General features: G+C 68.6%; 22 protein-coding genes. 10 read left to right on the forward strand and 12 right to left on the reverse strand.

Annotated elements, in window-relative coordinates; translation table 11 throughout:
- Positions 1 to 18: 18 nt before the first annotated feature.
- On the reverse strand, positions 19 to 2367 hold the full coding sequence (locus tag F0U60_RS16390; RefSeq protein ID WP_395820516.1) for a DUF1592 domain-containing protein: 2349 nt from the start codon (positions 2365 to 2367) through the stop codon (positions 19 to 21).
- 51 nt (positions 2368 to 2418) lie between these two features.
- Entirely contained in the window at positions 2419 to 3711 is a 1293-nt protein-coding gene (locus F0U60_RS16395) for a DUF1552 domain-containing protein (protein WP_395820519.1), read from the reverse strand.
- Positions 3712 to 4305: 594 nt separating this feature from the next.
- Between F0U60_RS16395 and F0U60_RS16400 the strand changes: the two genes are divergently transcribed.
- From F0U60_RS16400 to F0U60_RS16430, 7 genes are read left to right on the forward strand one after another with little or no spacing between them, the layout of a single operon-like run.
- A complete protein-coding gene (locus F0U60_RS16400) occupies positions 4306 to 4782 on the forward strand; it encodes a chemotaxis protein CheW (RefSeq protein ID WP_395820522.1) in 477 nt (158 codons plus the stop codon).
- Entirely contained in the window at positions 4779 to 6200 is a 1422-nt protein-coding gene (locus tag F0U60_RS16405; RefSeq protein ID WP_395820525.1) for a CheR family methyltransferase, read from the forward strand. Before F0U60_RS16400 ends, F0U60_RS16405 begins: the two co-directional genes overlap by 4 nt.
- Positions 6197 to 6736 (forward strand): chemotaxis protein CheW, encoded by a 540-nt coding sequence (locus tag F0U60_RS16410; RefSeq protein WP_395820528.1) that lies wholly within the window; start codon positions 6197 to 6199, stop codon positions 6734 to 6736. The genes F0U60_RS16405 and F0U60_RS16410 overlap by 4 nt, the downstream gene beginning before the upstream one ends.
- Positions 6733 to 8208 (forward strand): CHASE3 domain-containing protein, encoded by a 1476-nt coding sequence (locus F0U60_RS16415; RefSeq protein WP_395820531.1) that lies wholly within the window; start codon positions 6733 to 6735, stop codon positions 8206 to 8208. The genes F0U60_RS16410 and F0U60_RS16415 overlap by 4 nt, the downstream gene beginning before the upstream one ends.
- Positions 8205 to 10322, forward strand: a complete 2118-nt coding sequence (locus F0U60_RS16420; protein ID WP_395820533.1) for a response regulator — start codon at positions 8205 to 8207, stop codon at positions 10320 to 10322. Before F0U60_RS16415 ends, F0U60_RS16420 begins: the two co-directional genes overlap by 4 nt.
- Positions 10319 to 11380, forward strand: a complete 1062-nt coding sequence (cheB, locus tag F0U60_RS16425; protein ID WP_395820536.1) for a chemotaxis-specific protein-glutamate methyltransferase CheB — start codon at positions 10319 to 10321, stop codon at positions 11378 to 11380. The genes F0U60_RS16420 and cheB overlap by 4 nt, the downstream gene beginning before the upstream one ends.
- Positions 11377 to 12558: a PleD family two-component system response regulator gene (locus tag F0U60_RS16430; protein ID WP_395820539.1), complete on the forward strand. Its 1182-nt coding sequence runs from the start codon at positions 11377 to 11379 to the stop codon at positions 12556 to 12558. Before cheB ends, F0U60_RS16430 begins: the two co-directional genes overlap by 4 nt.
- 18 nt (positions 12559 to 12576) lie before the next feature.
- Here the strand turns inward: F0U60_RS16430 and F0U60_RS16435 are convergent, their stop codons facing one another.
- The 3 genes from F0U60_RS16435 to F0U60_RS16445 form a co-directional block, all read right to left on the reverse strand.
- Entirely contained in the window at positions 12577 to 13578 is a 1002-nt protein-coding gene (locus F0U60_RS16435) for a hypothetical protein (RefSeq protein WP_395820541.1), read from the reverse strand.
- A 70-nt stretch (positions 13579 to 13648) separates the two neighbouring features.
- Complete coding sequence (locus tag F0U60_RS16440; protein ID WP_395820544.1) at positions 13649 to 14080, reverse strand: DUF2383 domain-containing protein; 432 nt, start codon at positions 14078 to 14080, stop codon at positions 13649 to 13651.
- 153 nt (positions 14081 to 14233) lie between these two features.
- Positions 14234 to 15370, reverse strand: a complete 1137-nt coding sequence (locus F0U60_RS16445; RefSeq protein ID WP_395820546.1) for an NAD-dependent epimerase/dehydratase family protein — start codon at positions 15368 to 15370, stop codon at positions 14234 to 14236.
- Positions 15371 to 15555: 185 nt separating this feature from the next.
- Between F0U60_RS16445 and F0U60_RS16450 the strand changes: the two genes are divergently transcribed.
- Entirely contained in the window at positions 15556 to 15756 is a 201-nt protein-coding gene (locus F0U60_RS16450) for a hypothetical protein (protein ID WP_395820549.1), read from the forward strand.
- A gap of 19 nt (positions 15757 to 15775) precedes the next feature.
- Here the strand turns inward: F0U60_RS16450 and F0U60_RS16455 are convergent, their stop codons facing one another.
- Together F0U60_RS16455 and F0U60_RS16460 are read right to left on the reverse strand one after the other, a co-directional pair.
- Complete coding sequence (locus F0U60_RS16455) at positions 15776 to 17509, reverse strand: membrane dipeptidase (protein WP_395820552.1); 1734 nt, start codon at positions 17507 to 17509, stop codon at positions 15776 to 15778.
- A gap of 55 nt (positions 17510 to 17564) precedes the next feature.
- Positions 17565 to 18806 (reverse strand): radical SAM protein, encoded by a 1242-nt coding sequence (locus F0U60_RS16460; protein WP_395820555.1) that lies wholly within the window; start codon positions 18804 to 18806, stop codon positions 17565 to 17567.
- Positions 18807 to 18981: 175 nt separating this feature from the next.
- On the opposite strand from F0U60_RS16460, the gene F0U60_RS16465 reads away from it, so the two are divergent.
- On the forward strand, positions 18982 to 19311 hold the full coding sequence (locus F0U60_RS16465) for a hypothetical protein (protein WP_395820559.1): 330 nt from the start codon (positions 18982 to 18984) through the stop codon (positions 19309 to 19311).
- 23 nt (positions 19312 to 19334) lie between these two features.
- On the opposite strand, the gene F0U60_RS16470 is transcribed toward F0U60_RS16465, so the two are convergent.
- Positions 19335 to 19844 (reverse strand): hotdog fold domain-containing protein, encoded by a 510-nt coding sequence (locus F0U60_RS16470; protein ID WP_395820562.1) that lies wholly within the window; start codon positions 19842 to 19844, stop codon positions 19335 to 19337.
- An 11-nt stretch (positions 19845 to 19855) separates the two neighbouring features.
- On the reverse strand, positions 19856 to 20650 hold the full coding sequence (locus F0U60_RS16475; protein WP_395820565.1) for an SDR family NAD(P)-dependent oxidoreductase: 795 nt from the start codon (positions 20648 to 20650) through the stop codon (positions 19856 to 19858).
- A 215-nt stretch (positions 20651 to 20865) separates the two neighbouring features.
- Here F0U60_RS16475 and F0U60_RS16480 point away from each other — a divergent pair, with 215 nt between their 5' ends.
- Positions 20866 to 21318: a hypothetical protein gene (locus F0U60_RS16480; protein WP_395820568.1), complete on the forward strand. Its 453-nt coding sequence runs from the start codon at positions 20866 to 20868 to the stop codon at positions 21316 to 21318.
- A gap of 74 nt (positions 21319 to 21392) precedes the next feature.
- Here the strand turns inward: F0U60_RS16480 and F0U60_RS16485 are convergent, their stop codons facing one another.
- From F0U60_RS16485 to F0U60_RS16495, 3 genes are read right to left on the reverse strand one after another with little or no spacing between them, the layout of a single operon-like run.
- Positions 21393 to 21974: a DJ-1/PfpI family protein gene (locus F0U60_RS16485; RefSeq protein WP_257453930.1), complete on the reverse strand. Its 582-nt coding sequence runs from the start codon at positions 21972 to 21974 to the stop codon at positions 21393 to 21395.
- Positions 21975 to 22020: 46 nt separating this feature from the next.
- Positions 22021 to 22725 (reverse strand): NADPH-dependent F420 reductase, encoded by a 705-nt coding sequence (locus F0U60_RS16490; protein ID WP_395820571.1) that lies wholly within the window; start codon positions 22723 to 22725, stop codon positions 22021 to 22023.
- 39 nt (positions 22726 to 22764) lie between these two features.
- A complete protein-coding gene (locus F0U60_RS16495) occupies positions 22765 to 23412 on the reverse strand; it encodes an HAD family hydrolase (RefSeq protein WP_395820574.1) in 648 nt (215 codons plus the stop codon).
- Positions 23413 to 23461: the final 49 nt, after the last annotated feature.

Raw genomic sequence — 23461 nt, forward strand, 5'->3', positions numbered from 1 at the left:
CGCAGCCGTGGGCTCGGGTTACCGTTTCGCGCAGTACCCGAAGCTGGTGCTGCTGCCGGGTGACAGCTCGTCGTTCCAGTCCATGCCCGTGAAGGTGCTCTGACCTCCAGAATGGGTGGCGATGGCGCTCCAGGCGTGAGTGAAGGTGCCCTGGATGGTCAGGGTGACACGCCACACGAGCGGGGCGGTACCGGTGTTGGTCACCTTGACGTTGTGGCAGTAGCCGCTTCCCCAGTCATCCTGGACGGACACGGAGATCTGCGCGTTGCCGGAGGCCGGGGGCGTCGTGGGGGTTCCCGTTCCACCGCCGGTACCACCGCCCGTCCCGCCACCGGTGCCACCGCCCGTCCCGCCGCCGGTGCCACCGCCCGTTCCCGGAGTCGGATCAACCGTGCCGTTCTCGTCTCCCAGTCGCATGGTGAAGCGGGGGAGCTGGGTCAGCGAGATGATCAGCTCCGGGATGCTCAGCTCCTCTTGACGGAAGCGCTCCGTCAACTGACCGCTCACGCACGACTCGTCATCCCCAGAGACGCCGTAGCCGAAGCGCAGCCACTGCAGCGAGAAGCAGGCGTGCACGTCCGGGCTCTGCGCCAGCTTCTGCTGGAGCCCATCCACTCCCATGAAGGTTCCGTTGGTGGAGGTGGAGGACAGCACCTCTCCGCTCGCGTCCACGGGCTGCCCGTTCACCTCGGGCACGTAGCGGCCCACGCTGTCGAACTGTTCGAAGCCGAAGCCAATGGGGTCCATCATCTGGTGGCACGACGAGCAGGCCGGGTTGCTCGAGTGCTCCTGGAAGCGCCCCCGGTTGGGCAGCTGCTCATCCACGGGGGGCAGCTCCACGTTGAGGCCCGGAGGCGGCGGCGGGAGGGGCTGGCACAGCAGCCGCTCGCGGACGAGCTTGCCGCGGCGCACGGGCGAGGAGGTCTGCGGCGTGGCCTGGGCGGCCAGGACGCTTCCCTGCGTGAGGATTCCGCCGCGTCCCGTGCCCCTCAGCTCCCACATCCGCAGGCCGCCGCTGAGCGTCGTCGTGGAGCTCACGGGGCCCGCTTCCAGGCGGTAGAACGTCGCCAGCCCGTCCGTGGCGAACGTGTAGTTGGCGGAGAAGAGCTCCGGCAGCCGGCCGCTGCTGTTGCGGACGATGTAGTCGAAGAACTCCGTCGTCTCCGCCTTCATCGCGGAGCGGATGGTGGGGCTGAAGTCCTCGAAGGAGGTGCTGTCCTTCTGCGCCTGGGCGAGCTTCTCCATGTCCAGCCACTGGCTCACGAAGTGATCCAGCATGGGGCGGCTCCGGACGGACGCCAGCATGCGGCGCGCCTCGACGGCGATCTGCTCGGGGGTGTGCAGGGTTCCCGCGCGCGCCTTGGCGAAGAGCGCCTCATCCGGCATCGAGCCCCAGAAGAGGTACGACAGCTCCGAGGCCACCTCGTAGTCCGTCAGCGCGTAGCGCCCGTCGCCCAGGTGCTGTCCCAGCTCCGTGCGGTAGAGGAAGTTCGGAGACTGGAGCATGGCGGCGATGATCGCCTCAATGCCCTCGGTGTACCCGTCCGTCGCGGCCACGCTCGTGTAGAGCGACTCATAGCGGAGCCGCTCCGCGTCCGTCAGCGGGCGGCGGAAGGCGCGCAGGCCGAAGCTCTGGATGAACTGCTTGGCGCACGCCTCGCCCGCCGCGCAGGAGACGTGCTGGGACAGCTTCGCCACGCCGGCCTCGGCGGCCTGCTCGGCGGCGGTGAGCAGCTTGTCGGTGAGCAACTGGCCCACGGCGCGAGCGTCCGCGTTGTTGTCGAAGCCGTTCACCACCTCCTCCGAGGGCAGGGACTGTCCCCAGGTGGAGTTCAGGAAGAGGAGGTCGCGCAGGGTGTTGTCGTACTCGAAGCGGGTGAGCATGCGGATCCGCCGCCGAGCGCTGGGGTCGAGCTTGTCCGGCTCGCAGGCCACCGCGGTGAATCCCTCACAGGCTCCTTCAACGCCGTTGATGCGGTCCGCGAAGCGCTGGAAGTCCTCGTAGCGCGAGCTGCCCTGGGCCACGAGCGTGCCGCCCCCGTGTCCCTGTGGGTGCAGGCCCGCGGGCTTGAGCACGAGCAGGGACGCGTCGTCGAGCTTCTCGCGCGCGAGTCCCCGCACCGTCATGAAGTTGGACTCCACCGCGCCCGGCTCTCCCGGGGGCAGCAGCACCAGGCGTGTTCCGGCCGCGAGCCCATCGGCCTTGTGGCAGGTGATGCACTGCGTGGACATCACCGGCTCCCACAGCCGGGCGCGGAAGAACTCCAGGTCATCAGGGCAGCCGCCCGGGTCGGACTTGCAGGCGGAGAGAAAGGTCGCGGAGAAAAAGAGGGCGCCAAGGGCAGCGAGGTGCCGGGTGGTGAGCACGGGTCTGCCTCCTAATCGCGAGGGGGGACTGTCAGAGGAGAGGGGTCGAGGTCAGACGAGCTCGGTGAGAGGACCGCTGGCCTTGGTGGCATCGCCGAAGGTGCTGATGTTGACGCCCATGGCGTGGCAGACCGAGGTGAGCAGCTTCTGGTGCGGGACGCCGTTGAAGCGGAGGTAGCGTCCGAAGCGCAGGTAGCTGCTCGAGCCCCCGGCGAGAACGAAGGGCACGGAGCGGCAGGTGTGGAGCCGGCTGTCGCCGAGCTCCTTGGCCCAGAGCACCAGGGTGGAGTCGAGCATCGTGCCACTCCCTTCCAGGTCGGGGCGGGCCGCGAGGGCGTCGAGCAGGTAGGAGAACTGCTCGGCGAACCAGCGCTCGCACTTGATGAACTCTCCGAGCCCGTAGGTGTTGGAGTCGTCCTTATGAGAGAGCTCGTGGTGGGCCTCGTTGACGCCCGTCCAGGTGAAGACCTGGGGCGCGACGGTGTGGGACCACTGGAGCGAGGCCACGCGCGTCATGCCACAGGTGAGCGCGCTCACCAGCAGGTCCATCTGGGCGCGGCCCACGGCGGGGAAGTTGGCGTTCGCCATGGCGTCCATGGCGATGGGGGCCGTGGCGGAGGGGCACCCGGGGAGCGCCACGGGCTCGGTCAGCCCCTTCTCTGTCTGGCGGAGCGCCTCGAGGTGCTGCTCGAGCTTGCGCTTCTCCTCCGCGCCCACCCGCTGGGACAGGTCGTTCATCTCGCCACGCACCAGGTCCAGCATGCTCTTGCGCCGCCGCAACTGCTTATCAGCGGTGGTGGTGTCACCTCCGAGCGCTCCGAAGAGTCGCTGGAAGGCATTGCGCGGGTTGTCCTCGGGCGAGACGAAGACGCCCGGGGCGGAATACGACATACGCGTTGAGCGCGCGGCGCCCCAGAGGCTCGTCTGGACTCCGAATTCCAGCGATTTGAAGCGCGAGCTCTGGCCCACCTTGCTCGCGATGTATTGATCGACGGACAGGCCCCCCGACGCACTCTGCGCCGAGCCTCCGCCGGTGAGCATGTTGGCCATGCCCGCTTCGTGGTTGTCCACCTCTGCGAAGTCGATGCCCTCGCAGACGAGCAGCTTGGAGCTGTGGCGGTTGAGAGACTCCAGCATGCTGCCGGCGGGGAACGAGAAGGCCGTCTCCGTTCCGCTCGGCCGCCAGTGGCGGTGCACCGTGCCGTTGGGCGTGAAGAAGACGATCAGCCGCTTTGCCACCGGCGTTGCCGCCTGGGCCTCTCCGCTCAGGAACCGCAGCAGGGGCGCAGCCAGCAGCGAGGAACCCAACCCTGCTGTGAACTGCCTTCGCCCGATCCGAATCATACGCATCGACTCCGTTCTCTGGTTCCGACTCGGCGCTCTGCTCGTGGCAGGCTTTGTGGCAATGACTATCTGTTACTGAATAGCGAGACTCTGCGTGTAATGCCTTCTCGCGACCACGAAGAAGACCCACGCCTGGCGGCTTTGACCACAACTCAAACGCTGTTTGATTCGAGGGCAGGTGGGTGTGAGCCCTTGTCCGACCGCGCCTACCCGGTGATTCCCAAGTATGGGGAAAGCTCGGGAAATGTCGAGGCTTAGTCGCTTGGTGGTCTCGTTTATTCACGGAAAGGCTTGCATGTCACTCCGTGCAGTGAAGTGGGTTTCGCGTTGATGCCAAATTTCCGTCTGGATTCAACGTGCAGCCGTCGGTGGATGTGCCGTGGAATCAGGAAGTGGGCGTGGCTTGAGCGGCTTCCGCGCGGGTGTGCTCGGGGGTGTGTCTGGGTACGTTGGCCACGGTAGGGTGGCTCCTCGCGCCAGCGCTGCCGGGGGGGGGTCGCACCGTCCAGGCGGGCATTGGGCGCGGTCGGCCCTCGCCTTGACATATGCTGAGGGTGCATGATTTGCGTGGATTTCGAACCCGAAGGGGGAGTCATGCCCAGGCAGGGGTCGCGCTGCTTCCTCGTGGTGAGGGCGCAGGAGTGGATGTGCGCGCTGCCGCTCGAGGAAGTGGAGGAGACGATGAGGCCGCTGCCGGTTGCCCCGGTGTCCGCGGCACCGTCGTTTGTGCGGGGAGTGTGCGTGATGCGCGGCACGCCCGCTCCGGTGGTGAGCCTGACGACGCTGCTGGGCGGAGGCCTGGCGCAGGCCAGCGACGGCCGGCGCTTCGTCTCGCTGCGTGTGCCCGAGGGGCGCGTGGCGCTCGAGGTGGATGAGGTGCGCGGCTTGCGCTGGCTGGAGGAGGGCTCTCTGGAGGCCGTGCCCCCTCTGTTGCAGGCTACCGCCACTGGTCACCTCCAGCACTTGGGCTCATTGGATGGCCGCCTGCTGGCCGTGCTGGGAGCTTCCCGCCTGTTGCCCGAGGAGCTCTGGGGTCGCCTGGAGAAGTCCTCCGGACAGGGGGGCGCGTGATCGCCGAGTCTTCTCGCTCCGCGCTGGCGCGTTTCGTTGCGCTCGTGGAACAGCGACTGGGCCTGTTCTACGACAAGGCTCAGTGGGGTGAGTTGGAGCCCCTGCTCGCCGAGCGAGCCGCCGGGACGGGTGTGGAGCGCTACCTCGAGCAGCTGGCCTCCGCTTCTTCACAGCAGGAGGAGTGGAAGGCACTCGCAGAGCGGCTCACCGTGGGAGAGACGTACTTCCTGCGCCACCCGACTCAGCTTGAGACGCTGGTGGATCAGGTGTTGCCCACCTTCCTGCGCCAGGCGCCCAACATCCGCGTGCTGTGTGCCGGCTGCTCCTCCGGGGAGGAGCCGTACTCCGTGGCTCTCCTCGCTCGCGAGCGCGGCCGTGTGGATTCCTCCCGACTCCGCATCCTCGGCATCGACGTCAACCCTCGCGCCATCTCCCATGCGCGCCGGGCCTGCTACTCGCCCTGGTCGCTGCGTGCCGTGCCGCTCGCCATGCGCGAGCAGTGGTTTCAGCGCACTCCCGAGGGCTTCTCCCTCCGGCCGCAGGTGCGCGACCAGGTCATCTTCGAGGAGCGCAACCTCATGGAGGAGGCCCCCGCCTTCTGGGCCCCGGGCTCCTTCCACGCCATCCTCTGCCGCAATGTGATGCTGTATTTCCCGCCCGAGGCGATGCGGAGGATCATCGCCCGCATGGCCCAGGCGCTGGTCCCTGGCGGCTACCTCTTCCTTGGGCCCAGTGAGACGCTGCGCGGCATCTCCGATGACTTCGAGCTGCTGCGCGGGGGAGATGCCTTCTACTACCGGCTGCGGCAACCGGCTCAGCCCACCTCCTCGGCCCTGGCCATGGCTCAGCCTGTGGCCCTCCAGCGGACGCAGTCACAGGTGACGCTGCCGGTGGTGACGCCTCCCGCACCGGCGCCTGCGCCAGACGGGGTGGACGGGGTGCTGCATCTGCTCTCGGCGGAGCGCTACACCGAGGCCTGGACGCTCCTGGAGTCGCTGCCCCAGTCCTCGCAACCCAAGGCCCTGCTGCTGCGCGCCGTGCTGCACCTGCACGCCGGGCGCCTGGGACAGGCCGAGCAGCTGGGCCGGCAGCTCGCCGCGGCGAGCGGCACGGAGGCCCCGGCCCACTACCTCCTGGGGCTGTGTCTGGAGCAGTTCGGAGACGAGGTGGGTGCCCGCAGCCGGTACGTCGCCTCCGTGCGCGCAGATCCCACCTTCGCGCTGGGCCAGCTGCGCGCGGGGACGCTGGCACGCCGAGCCGGTGACGTGGTCGAGGCCCGGGTTTCCCTGCGCATGGCGCTCTCCTTGTTGCCCCAGGAGAAGCCCCTGTACCTGTCGCTCTTTGGTGGTGGCTTCGGCCGTCATGGCCTGATGCAAGTGGTCCTGCAGGAGCTGCAGGCCTGTACGGAGGTTCCATGAGTCTGCCTCGCTCCCGGGTGGCACTGCGGCTGGACGAGCTGCGTGACAGCTTCGACTCCTCCTTCTCTCGTCCGCCCCCTCCGCGGCAGGAGCCCGGTGAGGCGCTGCTGCGGCTGCGCGTGGGCGGCGCTCCTCTGGCCGTGCGGCTGGGACAGCTTTCCGGACTCCACCTCATGCCTCGCCTGGTGAGCCTGCCGGGTGCTCCGGCCTCGTTGCTGGGGCTGGCGGGGCTCCGGGGACAGCTCATCGCCGTGCACGATTTGGCGGCGCTGCTGGGCCTGCAGTCCAGTGAGCCTCCGCGTTGGCTGCTGCTGGCCGGTGGGGCCCGGCGCGTGGGGCTGGCGGCGGCGGGGTTCGAGGGGCAGATGCGTGCCACCTCGGAGCAGATGCGGCCCGGGGGTAGCTCCGCCACTCACCCCTTGCTGAGCACCAGTGTTCTCCTTCCGGACGTGCCCCCGCTGCCGGTGCTCGATGTCGATTCTCTCGTGAGAAAGTTGCTGGAGGACGCCTCCGCGCTCCAGCAGGGGAGAGGATGAAGATGTTCTCGAAATGGACGCTGGTTCGGCAGTTCGCCGCCGCGGTCTCCATGGTGGTGGTGCTGATCGGCCTCTTCGTCTTCATGGCTCTCAGGAGCACCCGGGAGTTCACGGGCGCCGCCACCGCCGTGGCTCACTCCCACCAGGTCATCAATGGACTGGAGCGAGTCCTCTCCAGCGCCAAGGACGCGGAGACGGGGCACCGGGGCTACATCCTCACGGGGAACGAGTCCTACCTTGCGCCCTATATCGAGGCGCGGCGTGAGCTGGAGGTGGAGTTCGAGCGCGTGCGCGCGCTCGTCGCCGACAACCCCCAGCAGGCCGGGCGCCTGGAGGCGCTGCGTCCCCTCCTCATGCAGAAGCTGGCCAGCCTGCAGGCCAACATCGAGTTGCGTCGCACCCAGGGCTTCGACGCCGCCCTGGCCGACATCAACACCGGTGAGGGCAGGACGCTGATGGACTCCATCCGGAAAGAGGTGGAGGAGCTGCGTCAGGCGGAGTTGACGCTGCTCGCGGCACGCGAGGCCCAGCTCGAGCGCGACGCGGATGCGTTCGAGGGGCTCTACAAGGGGGGCGGTGTGGTGGCGGTCCTCCTCGTTGTGTTTGCCGCCACCCTGGTGGGCGTTGGCCTGCAGAAGAAGATCGGCTCGGCCATCGCGCAGGTGCAGGACTCCTCGTCCGCGCTGCAGACGGCGGCCTCGCAGCAGGCCACGGGCGCGCGGGAGCAGGCCTCGGCCACCACGGAGATCTCCACCACCGTCAAGGAGCTGCTGTCCACCTCGCGGCAGATCGCCTCCAGCGCACAGCAGGTGGCCCGTGTGGCGGACGAGACGGCCGGCGCCGCCCGCACCGGCAACGAGACGGTGCATCAGGCCCAGGAGGCCATCGACACGGTGCGCCGCCAGGTGGACGCCATCGTCAACCACATGCTGGAGCTGGGCAAGCGCTCGCAGGAGATCGGCGGCATCCTGGACATCATCAACGAGCTGGCCGAGCAGACGAACATCCTCGCCATCAACGCCACCATCGAGAGCGCCGGGGCGGGAGAGCACGGCAAGCGCTTCGCCGTGGTGGCCGAGGAAATCCGCAAGCTGGCGGACCGCGTGGGCAGCGCCACCAAGGACATCCGCGTGCTCATCGATGAGATTCGGGCTGCCTCCAACACCACCATCATGGCCACCGAGGACGGCTCCAAGGCGGTGCAGGGCAGCGCCCGGCAGTTCACCGATGTGGCGGGCAGCTTCCGGCACATCGCGGAGCTGGTGCGCGCCAACCTGGATGTGGCGCGGGAAATCGAGCTGAGCACCCAGCAGCAGACGACGGCGGTGGAGCAGGTGAGCACCGCCATCCTCGAGGTGGCTCAGACGGCGCGTCAGGCCGAGTCCACCTCCGCGCAGACGCTGCAGACGGCCACCCGGCTCATTGAACTCTCCAAGCAGCTCAACGCCATTATCGATTCGCGCGCCTCATGAGCCTGGACAGCGATCCCTACCGCTACTTTCGCATCGAGGCCCGGGAGCTGATCGAGCAGCTCACGCAGGGCCTGTTCTCCCTGGCCGATGGTGAAGGGGGGGCGCAGGCCGTGCCGGAGCTCTTCCGCTATGCGCACACCCTCAAGGGCGCCGCGCGAGTGGTGGGCCAGGTGCGCATGGCGGAGATGGCACACGCGGTAGAGGATGCGCTGTCTCCCTACCGCAACACCGGCGCCTCCCTGCCCGTTGACAGCGTGCACGAGTTTCTACGCCTCGTGGGGCAGATGGCGGAAGCGCTGGACGAGCTGGAGGCTCCGGCGCCCGCTCCCGCCCAAGAGGAACAGGACCAGTCTCAGGAGGGGGCTCCCGCGATCGCAATCCCGGAGGGTCCTTCCTCCGAGGTCGTGCGCGTGGAGTTGGAGCGGCTGGACACGCTGCTGGAGGGTCTGTCCGAGGCGGTGGTGCAGCTGGGCGGTCTGCGCGGGGCGGTGGAGTCGCTGACGCAAGCCCAGCATGGTGCCAGCAGCCTCATCGCGCAGCTCACCGCGCCGGTGGCCTCCAGTGGCTCGCCCGCGGAGCGGGCTCGGTGGCTGTCTCGCGTCCTGGCCGTGACCGAGAGCCTGCGCTCTTCGCTGGTGAAGGCGGGGCGGCAGCTCGGCGGCGGGCTGGGGCAGGTGGAGTCGGAGCTGGCGCGGCTTCGGGACGGGGCCAACACCCTGCGGCTCGTTCCGGCGCAGACGCTCTTTGGACCGATGGAGCTGGCCGCTCGCGACGCGGCTGCCTCGCTGGGTCGCCAGGTGGAGGTAACCGCGGAAGGGGGCGACATCCAGATTGACGGGCACGTGCTGGCGGCGGTCCGTCAGGCCCTGGTGCACGTGGTGCGTAACGCGGTGGACCATGGGCTGGAGATGCCCGATGAGCGGCGGGCGGCGGGCAAGTCGCCCACGGGCCGGTTCTCGGTGAAGGTCCAGCGGCGTGGCGGACGCGTCTTCTTCCTGTGCGAGGACGACGGGCGCGGCGTGGACCTGGGGCGGATTCGCCAGGTGGCGGTGGAGCGTGGCGTGGTCACCGCCTCCGAGGTGGATGCCCTGGACGAGCAGGGGCTGCTGGAGCTGCTCTTCCAGCCCGGTTTCAGCACGGCGCGAGCCGTCACCGAGGTGTCCGGCCGGGGCGTGGGGTTGGACGTGGTGCGGGACACGGTCCGCCGGCTCAAGGGCGAGGTGAACATCTCCTCCCGACCTGGGCAGGGGACGTGCATCACGCTGGAGGTACCCCTCACGCTGGCCTCGTTGGAGGTGTTGGGGGTGGAAGCGGGCGGGCAGCGGCTGCTGGTTCCCCTGGAGGCCCTGAACGGCGCCATCCACCTGCCGGCCGAGGCTGTCACCTGGACGGGGGCTCGCGCCTGCATCTCCTTCGCGGGCGAGGTGCTGCCCTTCCTCCCCCTGGTGGATGCGCTGGGGCGCGCGGGTGGACAGCGGCCTCGGGCCTGGTCTGTCCTGGTGCTCGACGCGGGTGCGGCGGGCCGGGCTGCTCTAGGAGTGGAGAAGCTGCTGGGCATCTCCCGCCGGGTGAGTCGGCCCCTGCCCGCGACGGTGCCCCCGCTGCCGGTGGTGGCGGGTGCCAGCTTCGACGAGCAGGGCGTGCCCCTGCTGCTGCTGGATGCGGCCGGTCTGGTTCGCCTGGTGCAGGCGGGCTCCTCGGGCGGACCTCCCAAGGTGCGCCCCGTGCAGCGGCACCTCATCCTCGTGGTGGATGACTCCGTCACCACCCGCATGCTGGAGAAGAGCATCCTCGAGGCCGCCGGCTATCAGGTGGAGCTGGCCGCCTCCGGCGAGGAGGGCTTGGAGAAGGCCCAGCGCGGCGGCCACTCCCTGCTCATCGTCGACGTGGAGATGCCGGGAATGACGGGGTTGGATGTCACCCGTCGCATCCGCTCCACGCCCGCGCTGCAGTCCCTGCCCATCCTCATGGTGTCCTCGCTGGCGACAGAGGAGGACAAGCGGCGCGGCCGGGAAGCGGGGGTGTCGGCCTACATCGTGAAGGGCGAGTTCCAGCAGCACGGCTTCCTGGACACCGTCGCCCGCCTGACGGCCTCCTCTCGGAGGTCCACGTGAACCGTCTGCGGGTCCTCATCGTTGACGACTCGCTGACAGTCCGCCGCCGGCTGGCGGATGCCTTCGCGTTCGACACCTCGTGTGAGGTGGTGGGCGAGGCCTCCGATGGTCAACAGGCCTTCGAGCAGTGCCAGCGCCTGCGTCCGGATGTGGTGACCATGGACCTGGTGATGCCGAAGGTGGATGGGCTGCGGGCCACCGAGCTCATCATGGCCCATTGTCCCACCCCGATTGTCGTTCTCTCAGCGGCTGAGAATCGCACCGAGGGCCTGCGGACGATGGATGCGCTGGCCGCGGGGGCGGTGGACGCGGTGGACAAGCCCTCGGGCCTTTTGGACGCGAAGTGGATGGGGATGTTGTTGTCGCGGGTGCGGGTGGCGTCGCGGGTACGGGTCATCACCCATGTCCGAGCCCGGCTGCGCCCAGAGGAGGTTCACCCTCCGCCGAGGGTGTCGGCGCCTTCGGTGCCCCCTCGGTTGCTTGTCATGGGGGCGTCTACGGGTGGTCCGGCCGCCGTGCGCCACATCCTCCGCTCTCTGCCAGCGGGCTTTCCGCTGCCGGTGCTGCTGGTGCTGCACATCACTGAGCACTTCGACACCGCCATGGCGGAGTGGCTGGAGGCGCAGAGTGGACTATCGGTGCGCAACGCGGTGGACGGAGAGTTGCTACCGTTACCGGGTCGGTTGAATGTTCGGATGGCGCCGGGCAACCGGCACCTCGTGGTCAAGGGTGGGCGGTTGCGGGTGGTGGATGGGCCGGAGCGGCACTCGTGCCGGCCCTCGGTGGACGAGCTCTTCGAGTCCGTGGCTCGGGAGCTGGGGGCGGCCGCCATCGGCTGTTTGTTGACGGGCATGGGACGGGACGGGGCGGAGGGGTTGGCGGCATTGAGACGCGCGGGTGCGGCGACAGTGGTGGAGGATGAATCGACCTGCGTGGTATTCGGCATGCCCCGGGAGGCCATCCGGCTGGGGGCGGCACAGCATGTGGTGGGGCTGACGGACATCCCACCCCTGCTGACGGCTCTCGCGCGAGCGGGCGCCAGGGAAGGAACGGCATGAAGGCACGTGTGCTCATCGTGGACGACAGCGCGACGGTCCGGGCGGACATGCGCGGGGTGCTGAGCGCCGCGGGGTTCGGCACCACGCTGTGTGAGAGCCTTGGGGCTGCTCGCAAGGCGCTGAGCGAGAGTGAGTTCGACCTGGTCATCCTGGACATGCTGCTGCCGGATGGTGAGGGCGTGGAGCTCCTGGAGGAGCTGCGCCGAGCGCCTCGCACCGCGCACCTGCCCGTGTTGATGCTGTCCACCGAGGCGGCGGTGATGCAGCGGCTCAAGGGCCTGTCACATGGCGCCAATGACTATGTGGGCAAGCCCTACGACTCGGCGTATGTGGTGCGGCGCGCCCACGAGCTGACCCAGGTGCCGGAGGCGGATGGGACGCCGAAGCTGGTGTCGGCCGGCCGGCGTCGCCGGGTGATGGTGGTGGACGGACGCATCGACTTCCGCCACCGCGCCGCGGACGCGCTGCGCAAGGATGGCCACGACGTCATCATCGCCGAGTCCGGAGAGGATGCCATGCGGCTGCTGGAGGCCCAGCCGGTGGATTGCATCCTGTTGGACCTGGAGATGCCGGGGCTGGAGGGCCCGGACTGGGTGCGCGCCGTGAGATCCTTGCCGGCGACGGCACAGGTGGCCGTGGTGGGACTGACGGCCGGCTTCGACGCGAAGCTCATCTCCGAGGCGCTGGCGGTGAAGGTGGATGCCTTCTGCTCCAAGACGGAGGACATCGAGGTGCTCCGCGCGCAGGTGCGCACCGAGCTGCGGCGTCGGGCGGAGTCCGAGCAATCCGCTTCGGGGTCCGGCTCGCTGGCGACGCCCCACCTCCCCCATACCCATGCCGTGGCCCCGATCGCCCAGGTGACGCACGTGGCTCCCGCGGTGTCGACCGCTCCCGCGCCCTCCGTCGGAGGCGCCCACGGTTCCCTCTTCGACGCGCTGGTGGCGCGCTGCGGGTTGTCGCCCGTCATCGCTCCTTCCACCATGACGCGCGCTTGCCGGAAGGCCGGGGTGGAGCCTCAGCTGCTCACCCCCGCGTCGCTGGCCCGGGCGCTGCCGAGCATCCGCGACATGCTGCACATCTTCCTCGATGCCCAGGAGGCGGAGCGGCGCATCCAGTCCATCCAGGCGTTGGCGGAAGTTCCCGGCGCGCATTCGCTGGGGAAGACCCGCGGCTCCTGAGTCGCATCCCGGCGTCTTTCAGGCGCCGGGCGGGTGCTCCTGCGCGCGCAGCTCGGCGCGGGCTCGGTACAGCCCCACCCCATAGACGACGGCGAGCGCGGCCAGGCAGGCCAGCCCCAGCCCATTGTAGCGGTGGATCAGCGCCAGCTCGTCCCAGTGGTACACGTCGACGAGCTTGGAGGGGTCGCTCAGCCCAACGCCCTCCATCTCCCCGAAGGGAATCCGTTCGAAGTCCGTTCGCGCGGCCCACCACTCCTCGAAGGCATCCATGAAGGCCGCGGCGCCGATGGCCAGGTATCCCCAGTGGAGCCATCCCTGGCGCAGGGAGGAGTCCCTGGGTGCGTAGAGGGTCGTCATCAGGAAGCTTCCGAGCACCAGACAGCCGCCATCTCCTCCGAAGATGATGAGCATCCGGGCCTTCCAGGGAGAGAGCACCACCGTGCCCACGAACTGGAGGACGAGCCCCGTGGCGCCCGCGATCATCAGGAGCCGGTTTCGGAGGAGGTAGCCGCGGAAGGCGAGCCCCCCGAGCAGGACGGCCAGCAGCAAGAAGACGAAGGTGGAGCGCTCTTCCCCAGTCCGGGTGACCCACGGCCCGGGGATGGAGGGGAAGCCGCAGAACCAGGCGGTGACGGCGTGGCCCAGCTCGTGAATCCACATGGAGAGGAACATGCGAAGCAGGCTCCCCCACATCGGGCTCTTCACGAGCAGCCAGGCCACAACCAACGCCACGGGAAGGGCGAACAGGCGCAGCCGCAGCTCGTGCCGGGCCTCCTCGAACTCCCCGCCCCAGGAGGGGCTCTCTGGAAGGAGGTGGGGAGGGCGCTCGGGCTCGGTAAGGGGCAGGGCGGCGAGCGTCTGGGGCTCCTCCAGGGCGGGAGCCGGTGGCGCGCTCTGGGCGGCGAGCTGCGCGGCCCGGGCCTCCGCCTTGGCATAGAGGACGCCACACCTCGGGCATTCCGGCGCGAGGATGCGAGGCTCACCACAGCGTGGGCAGACTTTGGGCCGAGGGCTCTCCATCGGGTGGAGTGTACAGGGCCCGGGACGAGGAGCGCCTCAGGGGGGCGCTCCTCTCCACACGGCGTCTCCGTCAGTGCAGGGTCTTCTTGAGGCGGCTCAGCCGCTCATGGGTGCGCTTCTGCGCGGGCAGCAGCTCCATCCGGACCAGGCGGCGGGCCTCTCCGTGGGTCTTGCCCAGATCGCGCTGGTAGTCCGCGAGGCCGTGATCCTCTCCCTCCTCGAGCGCCTGGACGGCTGCCCTCTCTCCCAGGATATCGGCGCCACCCTGCACCAGCTTCGCGAAGGTGCCCCACAGGCCGGAGCCCTCGGAGGGCGTCCCGCCCAGCTTCTCAATGCGCTCGCGAATGGACTCCACCCGGTGCTCGTGGTCGTGGAGGCAGTCCTCCAGCTGACTGCGAATCCGGTCATCCGACACGTGACCGATGGCCTGACGGTAGGTCTCTACCGCGGAGATCTCCCCGCGAAGGAAGGAGTTGAGCGTCTCGACATCGGTGTTCGCCATGCGCTTGCCTCCAAAAAGAGTGACTCGCGCAAAGGTGAGGCTCCCTCGCGGAGCGGCAACGAGGGCTCCTTGGGATCGCCGTGCTCCGGGAGGGCGGCACGGGGGCCGCCCGCTTGCTGGGGTGAAATGCCGGAGCCGCGGCTCAGCAGGTGGCTACTTGCCCTGCGCCTGGGCCCAGAGTGAGAGCAGCTCCGCCTCGCGCTCGGGAGGGAGCCCAGCGCGTGGCTTGCCGCGGCGCTCCTCGGGCTGGCTCTTGAACCACGCGAGCGTGTCCCGGACGGTGTCGACCGGCGAGCGGAACCGCAGCCCGGCCTTCACCGCCTGGGTGTTGCTGCGCAGGTGCATGCCGGCATAGGCGCCGAAGGCCGGTGCCCAGATGGGGAGGGCGCCCTCGCCGTCCTCTCCGTTCTTCAGGAGGAACTCTCCGGGGACCCAGATGAGCTTCGTGTCCTTGCCCGTCACCTCTTTGCAGGCCGCGAACATCTCGCCCATGGACCAGGGCTTCTCCGGCCCCACGGCGTTGAAGATGCCGGTGGTATTGCGCTCGACCAGCAGCACGAGCCACTCGGCCAGGTCTCGCACGTCGATGATCTGCAGCGGATCGGACGGGCTGCCCGGGGCGAGCATCTCGCCGCCCTGCTCGTAGCGCAGCGGGAAGTACGTGAAGCGGTCCGAGCGATCCTCGGGGCCGACGATGTAGCCGGGGCGAACGACGGTGACGCGGCCCGGCATGGCCTTCTCCGCGGCCTCCTCACACGCGCGCTTCAGTCCGCCGTAGTTCTCGAAGTTCTTGCCCATCGTCTCGACGTTGGGGTCGGCGAGTGTCGCGGTCGCGGCGCTCTCATCCGCGTGGGGCGTGTCGTTCTTCGCGTAGGCCGAGACGCTGGAGATGAAGAGGTACTGCCCGATGTGGGGGGCCAGCAGCTCCGCGGAGGCGCGGACCATGCGCGGGAAGTAGCCCGAGGTGTCGAGGACGGCGTCAAACGAGCGACCCTCGAGCGCCTTCAGGCCCTCGTCCTTGTTCGGGTCCCGATCTCCGTGCAGCTTCTCCACGTCCGGAAAGAGCTCCGGCCGCGTCTTGCCGCGGTTGAAGAGTGTCAGCGTGTGTCCGCGCGCCTGGGCCGCGGTGACGAACGCCGGGCCGAGGAAGCCCGTCCCACCGAGGACGAGGATCTTCTTCTTGGAGGTGGCGCGGCCCTCTCCGGACGCGGCGCGCAGACCAGGGCTGCATGCCGCCAAAGCGGTCGCGGCCAGGGAGAACTGGAGGAACTGCCTTCGGGATGTCGTCATGGGTCGGGAATCGATGGGCTTGGAGCACAGGCAAGACACCTGGCGGTCTTCCCTATTCCCGAGGAGCTTGCGAGACGCCGAGCGCTCATCGTTTCCAGTGGGGAGCATGGATGGAAACAGAGGCGTGCTTCCAGGGGTTCTCACAAAGAAGACCTGGGACAGTCAGACATGGGAGGAGGGACCTCATGAGCATGTCGAAGAACACCGAGAAGGACACTGGACTCCAGACGGGCAGGCGGAGCGCGGCTCCCGGTACGCAGGGACAGGCGAACACCGGCGCGCGTGAGCATGGCGAGGAGATAGCGCCCCAGACGTCCTGGACGAGCGCGGCTCCCGGCTCCCAGGGAGAGGCGAACACTCGCGCCAGGCTCAACCGCCGCCGGTGATGAGGCTCAGTGCCGTGCTCTAGGAGCTCTTCGTCGCGAGCCGGGGGATCGCCGCGTCCACCAGCTCGCCCGCGGTGAGGGCCGCGCCTCGGGACTCGCAGGCCTCCCACATTTGGAGGAAGGCCTCGGCCGAGGAGAAGAGCGGGTTGAGCTGCGCGTCAGTCAGACCCACGTGGACGAGGTCGCGGATGAAGTCCGGAAGCAGGCCGATGTGGGCCAGCCCATCGGTGTTGAAGTCGAACTCGCGCGTGTTGGCGCGTGATTTCACGAAGGGCGCGTCCGTGCGGTACATGGTGCCCGAGTAGGGCAGGGGAGGCTTGTTCCGCTGCAGCATCTGCTGGACGGGACGTCGCTTGATTCGCAGCGCGTCGTCCTGCAACCCGTGGGCGGCGTGGGGCCCATAACGAGGCCCTGGCTGTTGGTTGAGGCCATTGAAGTCGGTGCCCATGGCCACGCCGCCGCGGCCCACCTCGCTCAGCACGGAGAGGGCGTACTGGTAGGACTGTGCCCACGTCTTGGACGAGCCCGCGCAGTCATTCTCCACCGTGCTGCCAGGGAAGTCCTTCAGCTCGTGCTGGTGGGTGATGGGAGCCAGCATCCCGCCCAGCTCGAGGATGCGCCGCGCCTGGTCGCGCGTCTTCATGTACTCGCTCGCGCGCTTGGCCTTGCGGCTCGTCTCCTGGGCGGACAGGCCCTGCTCGCGGAAGGCGCAGTGCGAGGCGAGGACGGGATAGCCCGTCTGCTCGGCCAGGGTGAGGACTTCGTCGGTGCAGCGCTCGGACATGTGCTCCACGTCGAGGATGAAGCCCTGGTGCATGGCCTCACGCAGGAAGGCCTCGCCCGCGGGCGTGAGCCCGAGCTGGTTGACGTGGCCCTGGCCTGGGGCGTTGAGGGCGTAGCCATGCGGGTAGTGGGCCCGCTTCATCAACTCGTAGAAGGCGATGGCCGCCTTGCTCTGGGTGTCCAGGTCCTGCCCGAGCCGGAATCCCACGCTGGGGTTTCCCTTCACGTCGAAGTAGCGCCCACGCAGGAAGTGGTTCAGCAGGTTGAACTTGTCGTCGTAGACGGCGGCGCCACCGAAGCTGTTATTGGCCAGGTGCAGCGGCGTCATCATCCGGAAGCCCAGGTCGCGGAGCCAGCGCAGGATGCGGGGAAGCCGCTCCAGAGAGAGCGGCTGGCGGTTGAGCTCCGAGCGGTCTCCCAGGATGCTGTCCAGGGAGTCCACCTCCACACCGGCCACCACGGCGAGCTTGCCGGAGGCGATGAGCTGGCGGGCCTGCGAGGCACTTAGCGCCAGGCCCATCCAGTCCGAGTGCCGCTCGGTGAAGCGGCGCAGCTCGCGCATCTGCTTCTCGATGGAGCTCTCGTCCTTGTCGGGGTAGCCGAACTGCTCCGCCAGCAGCTCGTTGTTGACGGCCACGCTGCATGACAGCCGCAGCCCTCCGTCGTGCGCCCGCTTCAGCCAGTCCACGAAGACCTGCTGGTGGGCGAGCGTCGCGAAGGTGGGCCAGTCGGCATAGGTGCCATGGCCACAGGGGCCGTGGCCCAGTCCGCCCTCGAGGAAGGGCTGCATCACGGACCAGCCCCGCCCGAAATTGCCGAGGCCCCACTTCCCATGAGGGAAGACGTCACAGCGGGAAAGCGCCTTCTCGATATCGCCATCCGGAAACCCGGCGAGCACGTGCCCGCCGAAGCCCAGGTGCGCCATCATGTGGCAGTGCAGATCGGCGAATCCGAACACGGGTGACGTCATGGAAACCTCCGGGGCCGACTGCAGGAGCCGTCAGCATGCCTTGGATGAGGGCGCATCAAGAAGTACGCGCCTCGGCCCACTTTCGTTTCTTCACCAACTCCCGAGGCGTGGGCGGGCGAGGGTCCGGAGCGTCGAGTGGCTCGACGATAAGCTCAAAGAGGCCATTGTCGAAAGGCTGACCGGGCGCGGGCACCTTGGGGGTCAACCGCTCACGCAGGCCCTGCTTCGCCAGCGTCCGCGCGCGGTAGTGGCAATAGGGATTGTTGCCCGGCCGACCGAAGAGCGAGTGCGCGGTGAAGCTGCAACCAGCCAGGCACGTCGCCGCGAAGGGGCAGGTGCGGCAGAAGCCCCAGAGCTCGTCCTGGGTGCGTGCGCGCGTGAAGGCGAGCTCCTTCGAGCCCTCCCAGATGTCACGCAGCGGCTGCTGGCGCAGGTTGCCGCCCACGTAGTGCGCCGTCTGCAGCGAAGGGCAGCCCTTCACGGCGCCGTTGGACTCAATGCCCATCACATACCGGCCGGCCATGCAGCCGCGCCAGTGGTCCCCAGCATCGGAGCGAGGTGAGCGCAGCAGGCCCTCCTCGGGCCCGAAGTACCCCAGGTTGTTGCCAGGCATGAGGGTGATGCCGTCCTCGAAGGCGCGTGTCTTCAAGGCCGCGATGCGAGGGAGCAAGTCGATCAGATCCCACGGCTGGAGCAGCATGGCCGGACGGTCGGCTGCGCGCCCGAGCGGGGCCGTAATCTGGAGCTGCCAGGCGCGGATGCCCGAGCCCTTCAGGTGCTCATAGAGCGGCTCCAGGTCCACCTGGTTGAGCCGGTTGAGGTTGGTGTTGGCGGCCACTCGGATGCCGGCCGCGCCCAGGAAGCGGAGCGTCGCCGAGGCGGAGGCGAAGCTGCCCGGAGCGGCGCGCATGAGGTCGTGCGTCGGCTCCAGTCCGTCGATGCTGACGGAGGCCGCGTACAGCCCCGCCTCCGCCATCTGCCGGGCGAGGGGCTCGGTGATACCTCTGCCGCCGGTGGTCATCCCCGGGCGGATGCCCGCCTCCTTCAGGGCGCGGAGGATGTCGAGGAAGCCCGGGTGCAAGTAGGCCTCGCCGCCGATGAGCACCACCTCGCGGGCGCGCATCTCGCGGAGCTGCCGGACCACGTTCAGCGCCTCTTCCGTCGTGAGCTCGTCGGGACGGTGCGTGCCCGCGCGAGAGCCACAGTGGGTGCAGGGTTGATCACAACGGAGGGTCAGCTCCCAGACCACGTAGGCGGGGTGGTAGTCGGGACGGCTGACGTCGAGTCGGCGCAACATGGACATACGTTCGGACAGAGCAAGAAGCGGGCGCAACCCCCTCCCCCTGACAGCCATGTCATGGCGGTGAGATGAAAAAAGCCAGTCACTCCAAGAGGTTGGACGTGGCATGCACTTCGCTGAGGGCCCGCCCACCCGGCCACTATCAGGGTGGCCTTTGGAACGAGGTGTCCCGATGTCCGCTCTCTCCTCCTGTCAGAAGTGTCGTGGTTTCGTCCCTCCTGCGAGCACCGACTGCGTGCACTGCGGCGCGCCGATGAACGAGTCGGCGCCGCGCGGGAACGCGATGCTGAAGGGCTTGTTCTGCGTGGCCAGCGCGAGCGTGGCGGCCATCACGTTGATGGCCTGCTACGGCATGCCGCCCTGCGAAGAGCCCGCCCCGGATGGTGGCACCGACGCGTACCACTGCTACGACAACGAAGAGCCCGTGGATGCGGGCGACGGTGGCGTGCTGCCCGACGGAGGCACGGAGCCCACGGATGCCGGCGTGAACGCGGGGAGCTGACCCCCGCGTCGCAAGGGCTCGGGTCAGTGCGTGGCGGGGCCGATCAGCCACCGTGCACGGGCTCGGGCCACCAGCTGGCCGGCCTCGTCGGTGAGGTCCGCCTGGACGTCGTACTCGCGCCGCTCATTGGCCGAGGCGATGGGGGCACGGCACTCGGCGGTGATGGGGCCGCGGGCCTTCTTCAGGTAGTCCATTTCCAGGTGGGTGATGATGCCCCGCAGGCCCTCGGGCAGGGAGGACATCATCGCCACACCGGTGGCCACCTCGCCCAGGTTCATCAGCGCGATGGCGTGCACGGAGCGCAGGTGGTTGCGCACGGCGCGCCGGTCACGCATCCGCACTCGGGTGTAGCCCTCCTCGAGCTCGAGGACCTCCGGACGGATGGTGCCGGTATAGGGGGCCAGGTTGCCGAGGATCTGCCCCATCAGGACTCCACCTCCGGGAGCATGGCGCAGCAGGCTCCAGGCGCGGCGCAGGGTCTCGGAGGAGGCGAGTTGGCTCAGGGCTTCGGTCAGGTTGGGAATCAGGGACATGGCGGGTCCGCTCACAGGATGTAGTTGGCGGTGCCGCCGTCGACGCGGAGCGCCGCACCGGTGGTGGCCGCGGCGCGCGGGCTGCAGAGGTAGACGGCCAGGTTGGCCACCTCCTCGGGCGAGGCGAAGCGGCGCATGAGCGAGGTGGGGCGCTCGTACTTGAAGAAATCGGCCTCCGTCTGCTGGAGCGACCGGCCGCTGCCCTGGGCCAGGTTCTGGAGGAAGTCCTGCACGCCCTCGGTTTTGGTGGGCCCGGGCAACACGGAGTTCACGGTCACTCCCGTGCCGGCCAGCTCGATGGCCAGCCCGCGCGACACGCTGAGCTGGGCCGTCTTCGTCATCCCGTAGTGGATCATCTCCTTCGGGATGTTGAGGGCGGACTCGCTGGAGATGAAGAGGATGCGGCCCCAGGCGCGCTCACGCATGCCGGGCGCGTAGTGACGGGAGAAGCGCACGCCGCTCAGGACGTTGGTCTCGAAGAAGCGCATCCAGTCGGAGTCCGGAATCTCGAAGAACGGCTTGGGCTCGAAGATGCCGAGGTTGTTCACGAGGATGTCCACCGAGTTGATGCGGGCGAACACCGCCTGGGCGCCCTCGGCGGTGCCGGCATCGGCCACCACGCCCTCGACCTGGGCGTTGGGAAACTCCTTCCGGATGCGGGCGACGGCATTGTCGACCGACTCCGTCTTGCGGCCATTGACGATGACGTGGGCTCCCTCGGCGGCCAGGCCGCGCGCGATGGCGAAGCCGATGCCGAACGTGGAGCCGGTGACGAGGGCACGGCGGTTGCGAAGTTCGAAGTCCATGATTGATTAACTCCTGGGTAGACGAGGGAGCGCGAGACTAGGTGGACGGCGGTGCACCCCCAAGCCTCTTGTCATCCCCATGCCCGGGTGGTTGCTCAACGGACGGACGGTGAAGACCCCTGGCCCCGCTCCACGAGGTGCCTACCTTCGTGTGAAGGACTGAACGTGCTTTCAGGCGGGCGCGTTCCGGACGATTCCACGAGAGGACTTCATCAATGGCACGTACACGCAAGCAGAGCCGGAGCAGCAGCGGACGGGAGGCGCTCCGGAAGAACGGGATGATGGCGCACCTGCTGGACTCGCTCGACGCGGGCCAGGACATCGGCCACTTCGGCCGGCTCGTCTTCGCGATGGTGGCGCGGCACTTCATGGACGACGAGGAGCTGCGAGAGACGCTCCAGCAGGATCCGGCCTGTGACGAGCGGCAGGCGCTCGCGCTCATCGAGCAGGTGAAGGGACGGGACTACAGCCCGCCGCGGCGCGAGAAGGTGCTCCAGTTCCAGGCGCAGCAGGAGTTCCCCATCTGCCCCAACCCGGAGGATCCGGACGCCTGCAACGTCTACAAGGATCTCCAGTTCCCGGAGAGCGTCTACGAGCACATCTCCGAGTACCGGGAGCAGAAGGCGCATGCCCACGAAGGGGACGCCTCGGCGGCCGGGCAGGCGTGAGGCCGAGCGAGCCGTGACTTCAAACACCGCATCACCCGGCGGGGAATCAGGGACCGCCGGGTGAATGCGGAGGCTCAGTGCTGGATGCGGGTGCCCAGCACCTGGAGGAAGCCGGCGATCCACTTCGGGTGAGCGGGCCAGGCGGGGGCGGTGACGAGGTTGCCGTCGATCACCGCGTCATCCACCGGCACCTGCACGTAGGTGCCCTTGGCGAGCGTCACCTCGGGGCCGCAGGCGGGGTAGGCCGTGCAGCGCTTGCCCTCGAGCACACCCGCGGCCGCGAGCACCTGCAGGCCGTGGCAGACGGCGGCGATGGGCTTGCGCGCCTCGGCGAAGTGGCGGACCACCTGGAGGACCTTCGGGTTGAGGCGCAGGTACTCCGGCGCCCGACCGCCCGGGATCACCAGCCCGTCATACTGGGAGGCCTCGATCTCCGCGAAGGTGGCGTTGACGGCGAAGTTGTGACCCGGCTTCTCGCTGTACGTCTGCGCTCCGTCGAAGTCGTGCACGGCGGTGCGCACCGTGTCTCCGGCCTTCTTGTCCGGGCAGACGGCGTGGACCGTGTGGCCCACGGCCTGAAGGGCCTGGAACGGCACCATGACCTCGTAATCCTCGACGTAGTCACCCACGAGCATCAGCAGCTTCTTGCCAGCCATAGGACATCCTCCGGGTTGAAGATTCACGGATGATACAGCGATACAGTCAGCGCTGGTTCATCGCTTCGAGGAGCTCCTTCAACCCCTCGTTCGCGGCGCTGCGGTACTCGGGGATGCGGCTCCGGTCTGCCGCGGCGAGCGCTTCCTTCAGCCGCGGCGCGTCGAGATCTTGGGTGTAGCAGGGGGTGCCGGGTTGCTGCCGCCACGACTCCTCGAGGCTGCCCGCATCGACCGGGTCGAACCCGAGCTCGTCGATGAGGCGCAAGACCTTCGCTCGCGCTTCGGGCGGATCGCCCGCGACCGGGAGCGCGATGCGCCCCGGCGTACCTCGTGGCGTGCCCTTCTTGAGCAGGCTCTGGAAGTAGATGTTGTTGAACGCCTTGATCACCGGCCGCCCGAGCTGCTCGCTGACCCACTTGCTTTCGATCTGTCCCCCGACGATCGCCGGGATGTTTCCGTCACGGATCGGGTAGTAGTTGCCGGTGTCGATCACGACCACGTCAGCGGGCACACCCGAGAAGAGATCCTTCGGCAGGTCCGCTACTGCGCGCTCGGGGATCGTGACGACCACGATCTCTCCGCGATGCGCGGCCTCCGCGACCGTGACGGGGGTGGCTCCAGTCTCGGCCGCGAGCTCGCGAAGCGTGTCCGGTCCGCGCGAGTTCGCGATCAGCACCTCGTGACCCAGCTTCGTCCACCTCCTCGCCAGTGTTCCGCCGATCATTCCCGCACCGATGATTCCGATCTTCATGCGTGACTCCTGTGGATAGGGAGAATTGTGAGCGTGGGTTCAGGCCCGGGGCCGCGGTGGCAGGTGCGCCAGCAGACGGGCCAGGTCCGGTTGGAGCTCGTCCGGGGTAGCGGTGGCGAGCATCCGGGCGTCATGGTTGCCCCAGGTGACACCGTAGGTACGCAGCCCCGCGGCCCGCCCGGCGAGGATGTCCGCGGTGGTGTCACCCACCATCCACAGGCCCTTGGCACTCAGGGCGGCCAGGGCCCGGTGGATGACGTCCGGCGCGGGCTTATGCGGGAAGCCGTCGGTGCCCTGCACGTAGTCCACGGCTGGCGTCAACCCGAGCGCCTCGATGAAGCGCCGCGCCATGTCGGTGCGCTTGGTGGTGGCGATGGCGAGCTTGTAGCCGCGCTCCCGCAGCGTGCGCAGCAGCTCGACGACGCCGGGGTACGGGCGCGAGCGGTTGACGAAGTTGCGCGCGTAGTGCTCGCGGTAGACGGCGCACAGGGCCGTCACGTGCTCGGGCGCGAAGTGGGCATACATCTCCTCGAGAGGGTGCCCGATGAGGGGACGCACCTCCGCGTCCGTTGGCACCGGCAGTCCCATGCTCGCGAGGCCGTGTTGGAAACTGGCGATGATGTCCGGCAGCGAGTCCACCAGCGTGCCGTCGAGGTCGAAGACGATCGTGTTGGGCGGGGTCGTCATGGAGAGCCTCTATCACTCCGCGCGGGGGCCGGCGCAACTGTGTTATCAG

Source organism: Archangium minus, from assembly GCF_044360475.1.
Classification (GTDB): domain Bacteria; phylum Myxococcota; class Myxococcia; order Myxococcales; family Myxococcaceae; genus Archangium; species Archangium minus.

Bases quoted from the DNA above. Each gene is read 5' to 3' on its own strand.
- F0U60_RS16395 (WP_395820519.1), bottom strand. From the start codon at position 3,711: ATGATTCGGATCGGGCGAAGGCAGTTCACAGCAGGGTTGGGTTCCTCG.
- F0U60_RS16400 (WP_395820522.1), top strand. From the start codon at position 4,306: ATGCCCAGGCAGGGGTCGCGCTGCTTCCTCGTGGTGAGGGCGCAGGAG.
- F0U60_RS16410 (WP_395820528.1), top strand. From the start codon at position 6,197: ATGAGTCTGCCTCGCTCCCGGGTGGCACTGCGGCTGGACGAGCTGCGT.
- F0U60_RS16415 (WP_395820531.1), top strand. From the start codon at position 6,733: ATGAAGATGTTCTCGAAATGGACGCTGGTTCGGCAGTTCGCCGCCGCG.
- F0U60_RS16420 (WP_395820533.1), top strand. From the start codon at position 8,205: ATGAGCCTGGACAGCGATCCCTACCGCTACTTTCGCATCGAGGCCCGG.
- F0U60_RS16430 (WP_395820539.1), top strand. From the start codon at position 11,377: ATGAAGGCACGTGTGCTCATCGTGGACGACAGCGCGACGGTCCGGGCG.
- F0U60_RS16435 (WP_395820541.1), bottom strand. From the start codon at position 13,578: ATGGAGAGCCCTCGGCCCAAAGTCTGCCCACGCTGTGGTGAGCCTCGC.
- F0U60_RS16440 (WP_395820544.1), bottom strand. From the start codon at position 14,080: ATGGCGAACACCGATGTCGAGACGCTCAACTCCTTCCTTCGCGGGGAG.
- F0U60_RS16445 (WP_395820546.1), bottom strand. From the start codon at position 15,370: ATGACGACATCCCGAAGGCAGTTCCTCCAGTTCTCCCTGGCCGCGACC.
- F0U60_RS16450 (WP_395820549.1), top strand. From the start codon at position 15,556: ATGAGCATGTCGAAGAACACCGAGAAGGACACTGGACTCCAGACGGGC.
- F0U60_RS16455 (WP_395820552.1), bottom strand. From the start codon at position 17,509: ATGACGTCACCCGTGTTCGGATTCGCCGATCTGCACTGCCACATGATG.
- F0U60_RS16460 (WP_395820555.1), bottom strand. From the start codon at position 18,806: ATGTTGCGCCGACTCGACGTCAGCCGTCCCGACTACCACCCCGCCTAC.
- F0U60_RS16465 (WP_395820559.1), top strand. From the start codon at position 18,982: ATGTCCGCTCTCTCCTCCTGTCAGAAGTGTCGTGGTTTCGTCCCTCCT.
- F0U60_RS16470 (WP_395820562.1), bottom strand. From the start codon at position 19,844: ATGTCCCTGATTCCCAACCTGACCGAAGCCCTGAGCCAACTCGCCTCC.
- F0U60_RS16475 (WP_395820565.1), bottom strand. From the start codon at position 20,650: ATGGACTTCGAACTTCGCAACCGCCGTGCCCTCGTCACCGGCTCCACG.
- F0U60_RS16480 (WP_395820568.1), top strand. From the start codon at position 20,866: ATGGCACGTACACGCAAGCAGAGCCGGAGCAGCAGCGGACGGGAGGCG.
- F0U60_RS16485 (WP_257453930.1), bottom strand. From the start codon at position 21,974: ATGGCTGGCAAGAAGCTGCTGATGCTCGTGGGTGACTACGTCGAGGAT.
- F0U60_RS16490 (WP_395820571.1), bottom strand. From the start codon at position 22,725: ATGAAGATCGGAATCATCGGTGCGGGAATGATCGGCGGAACACTGGCG.
- F0U60_RS16495 (WP_395820574.1), bottom strand. From the start codon at position 23,412: ATGACGACCCCGCCCAACACGATCGTCTTCGACCTCGACGGCACGCTG.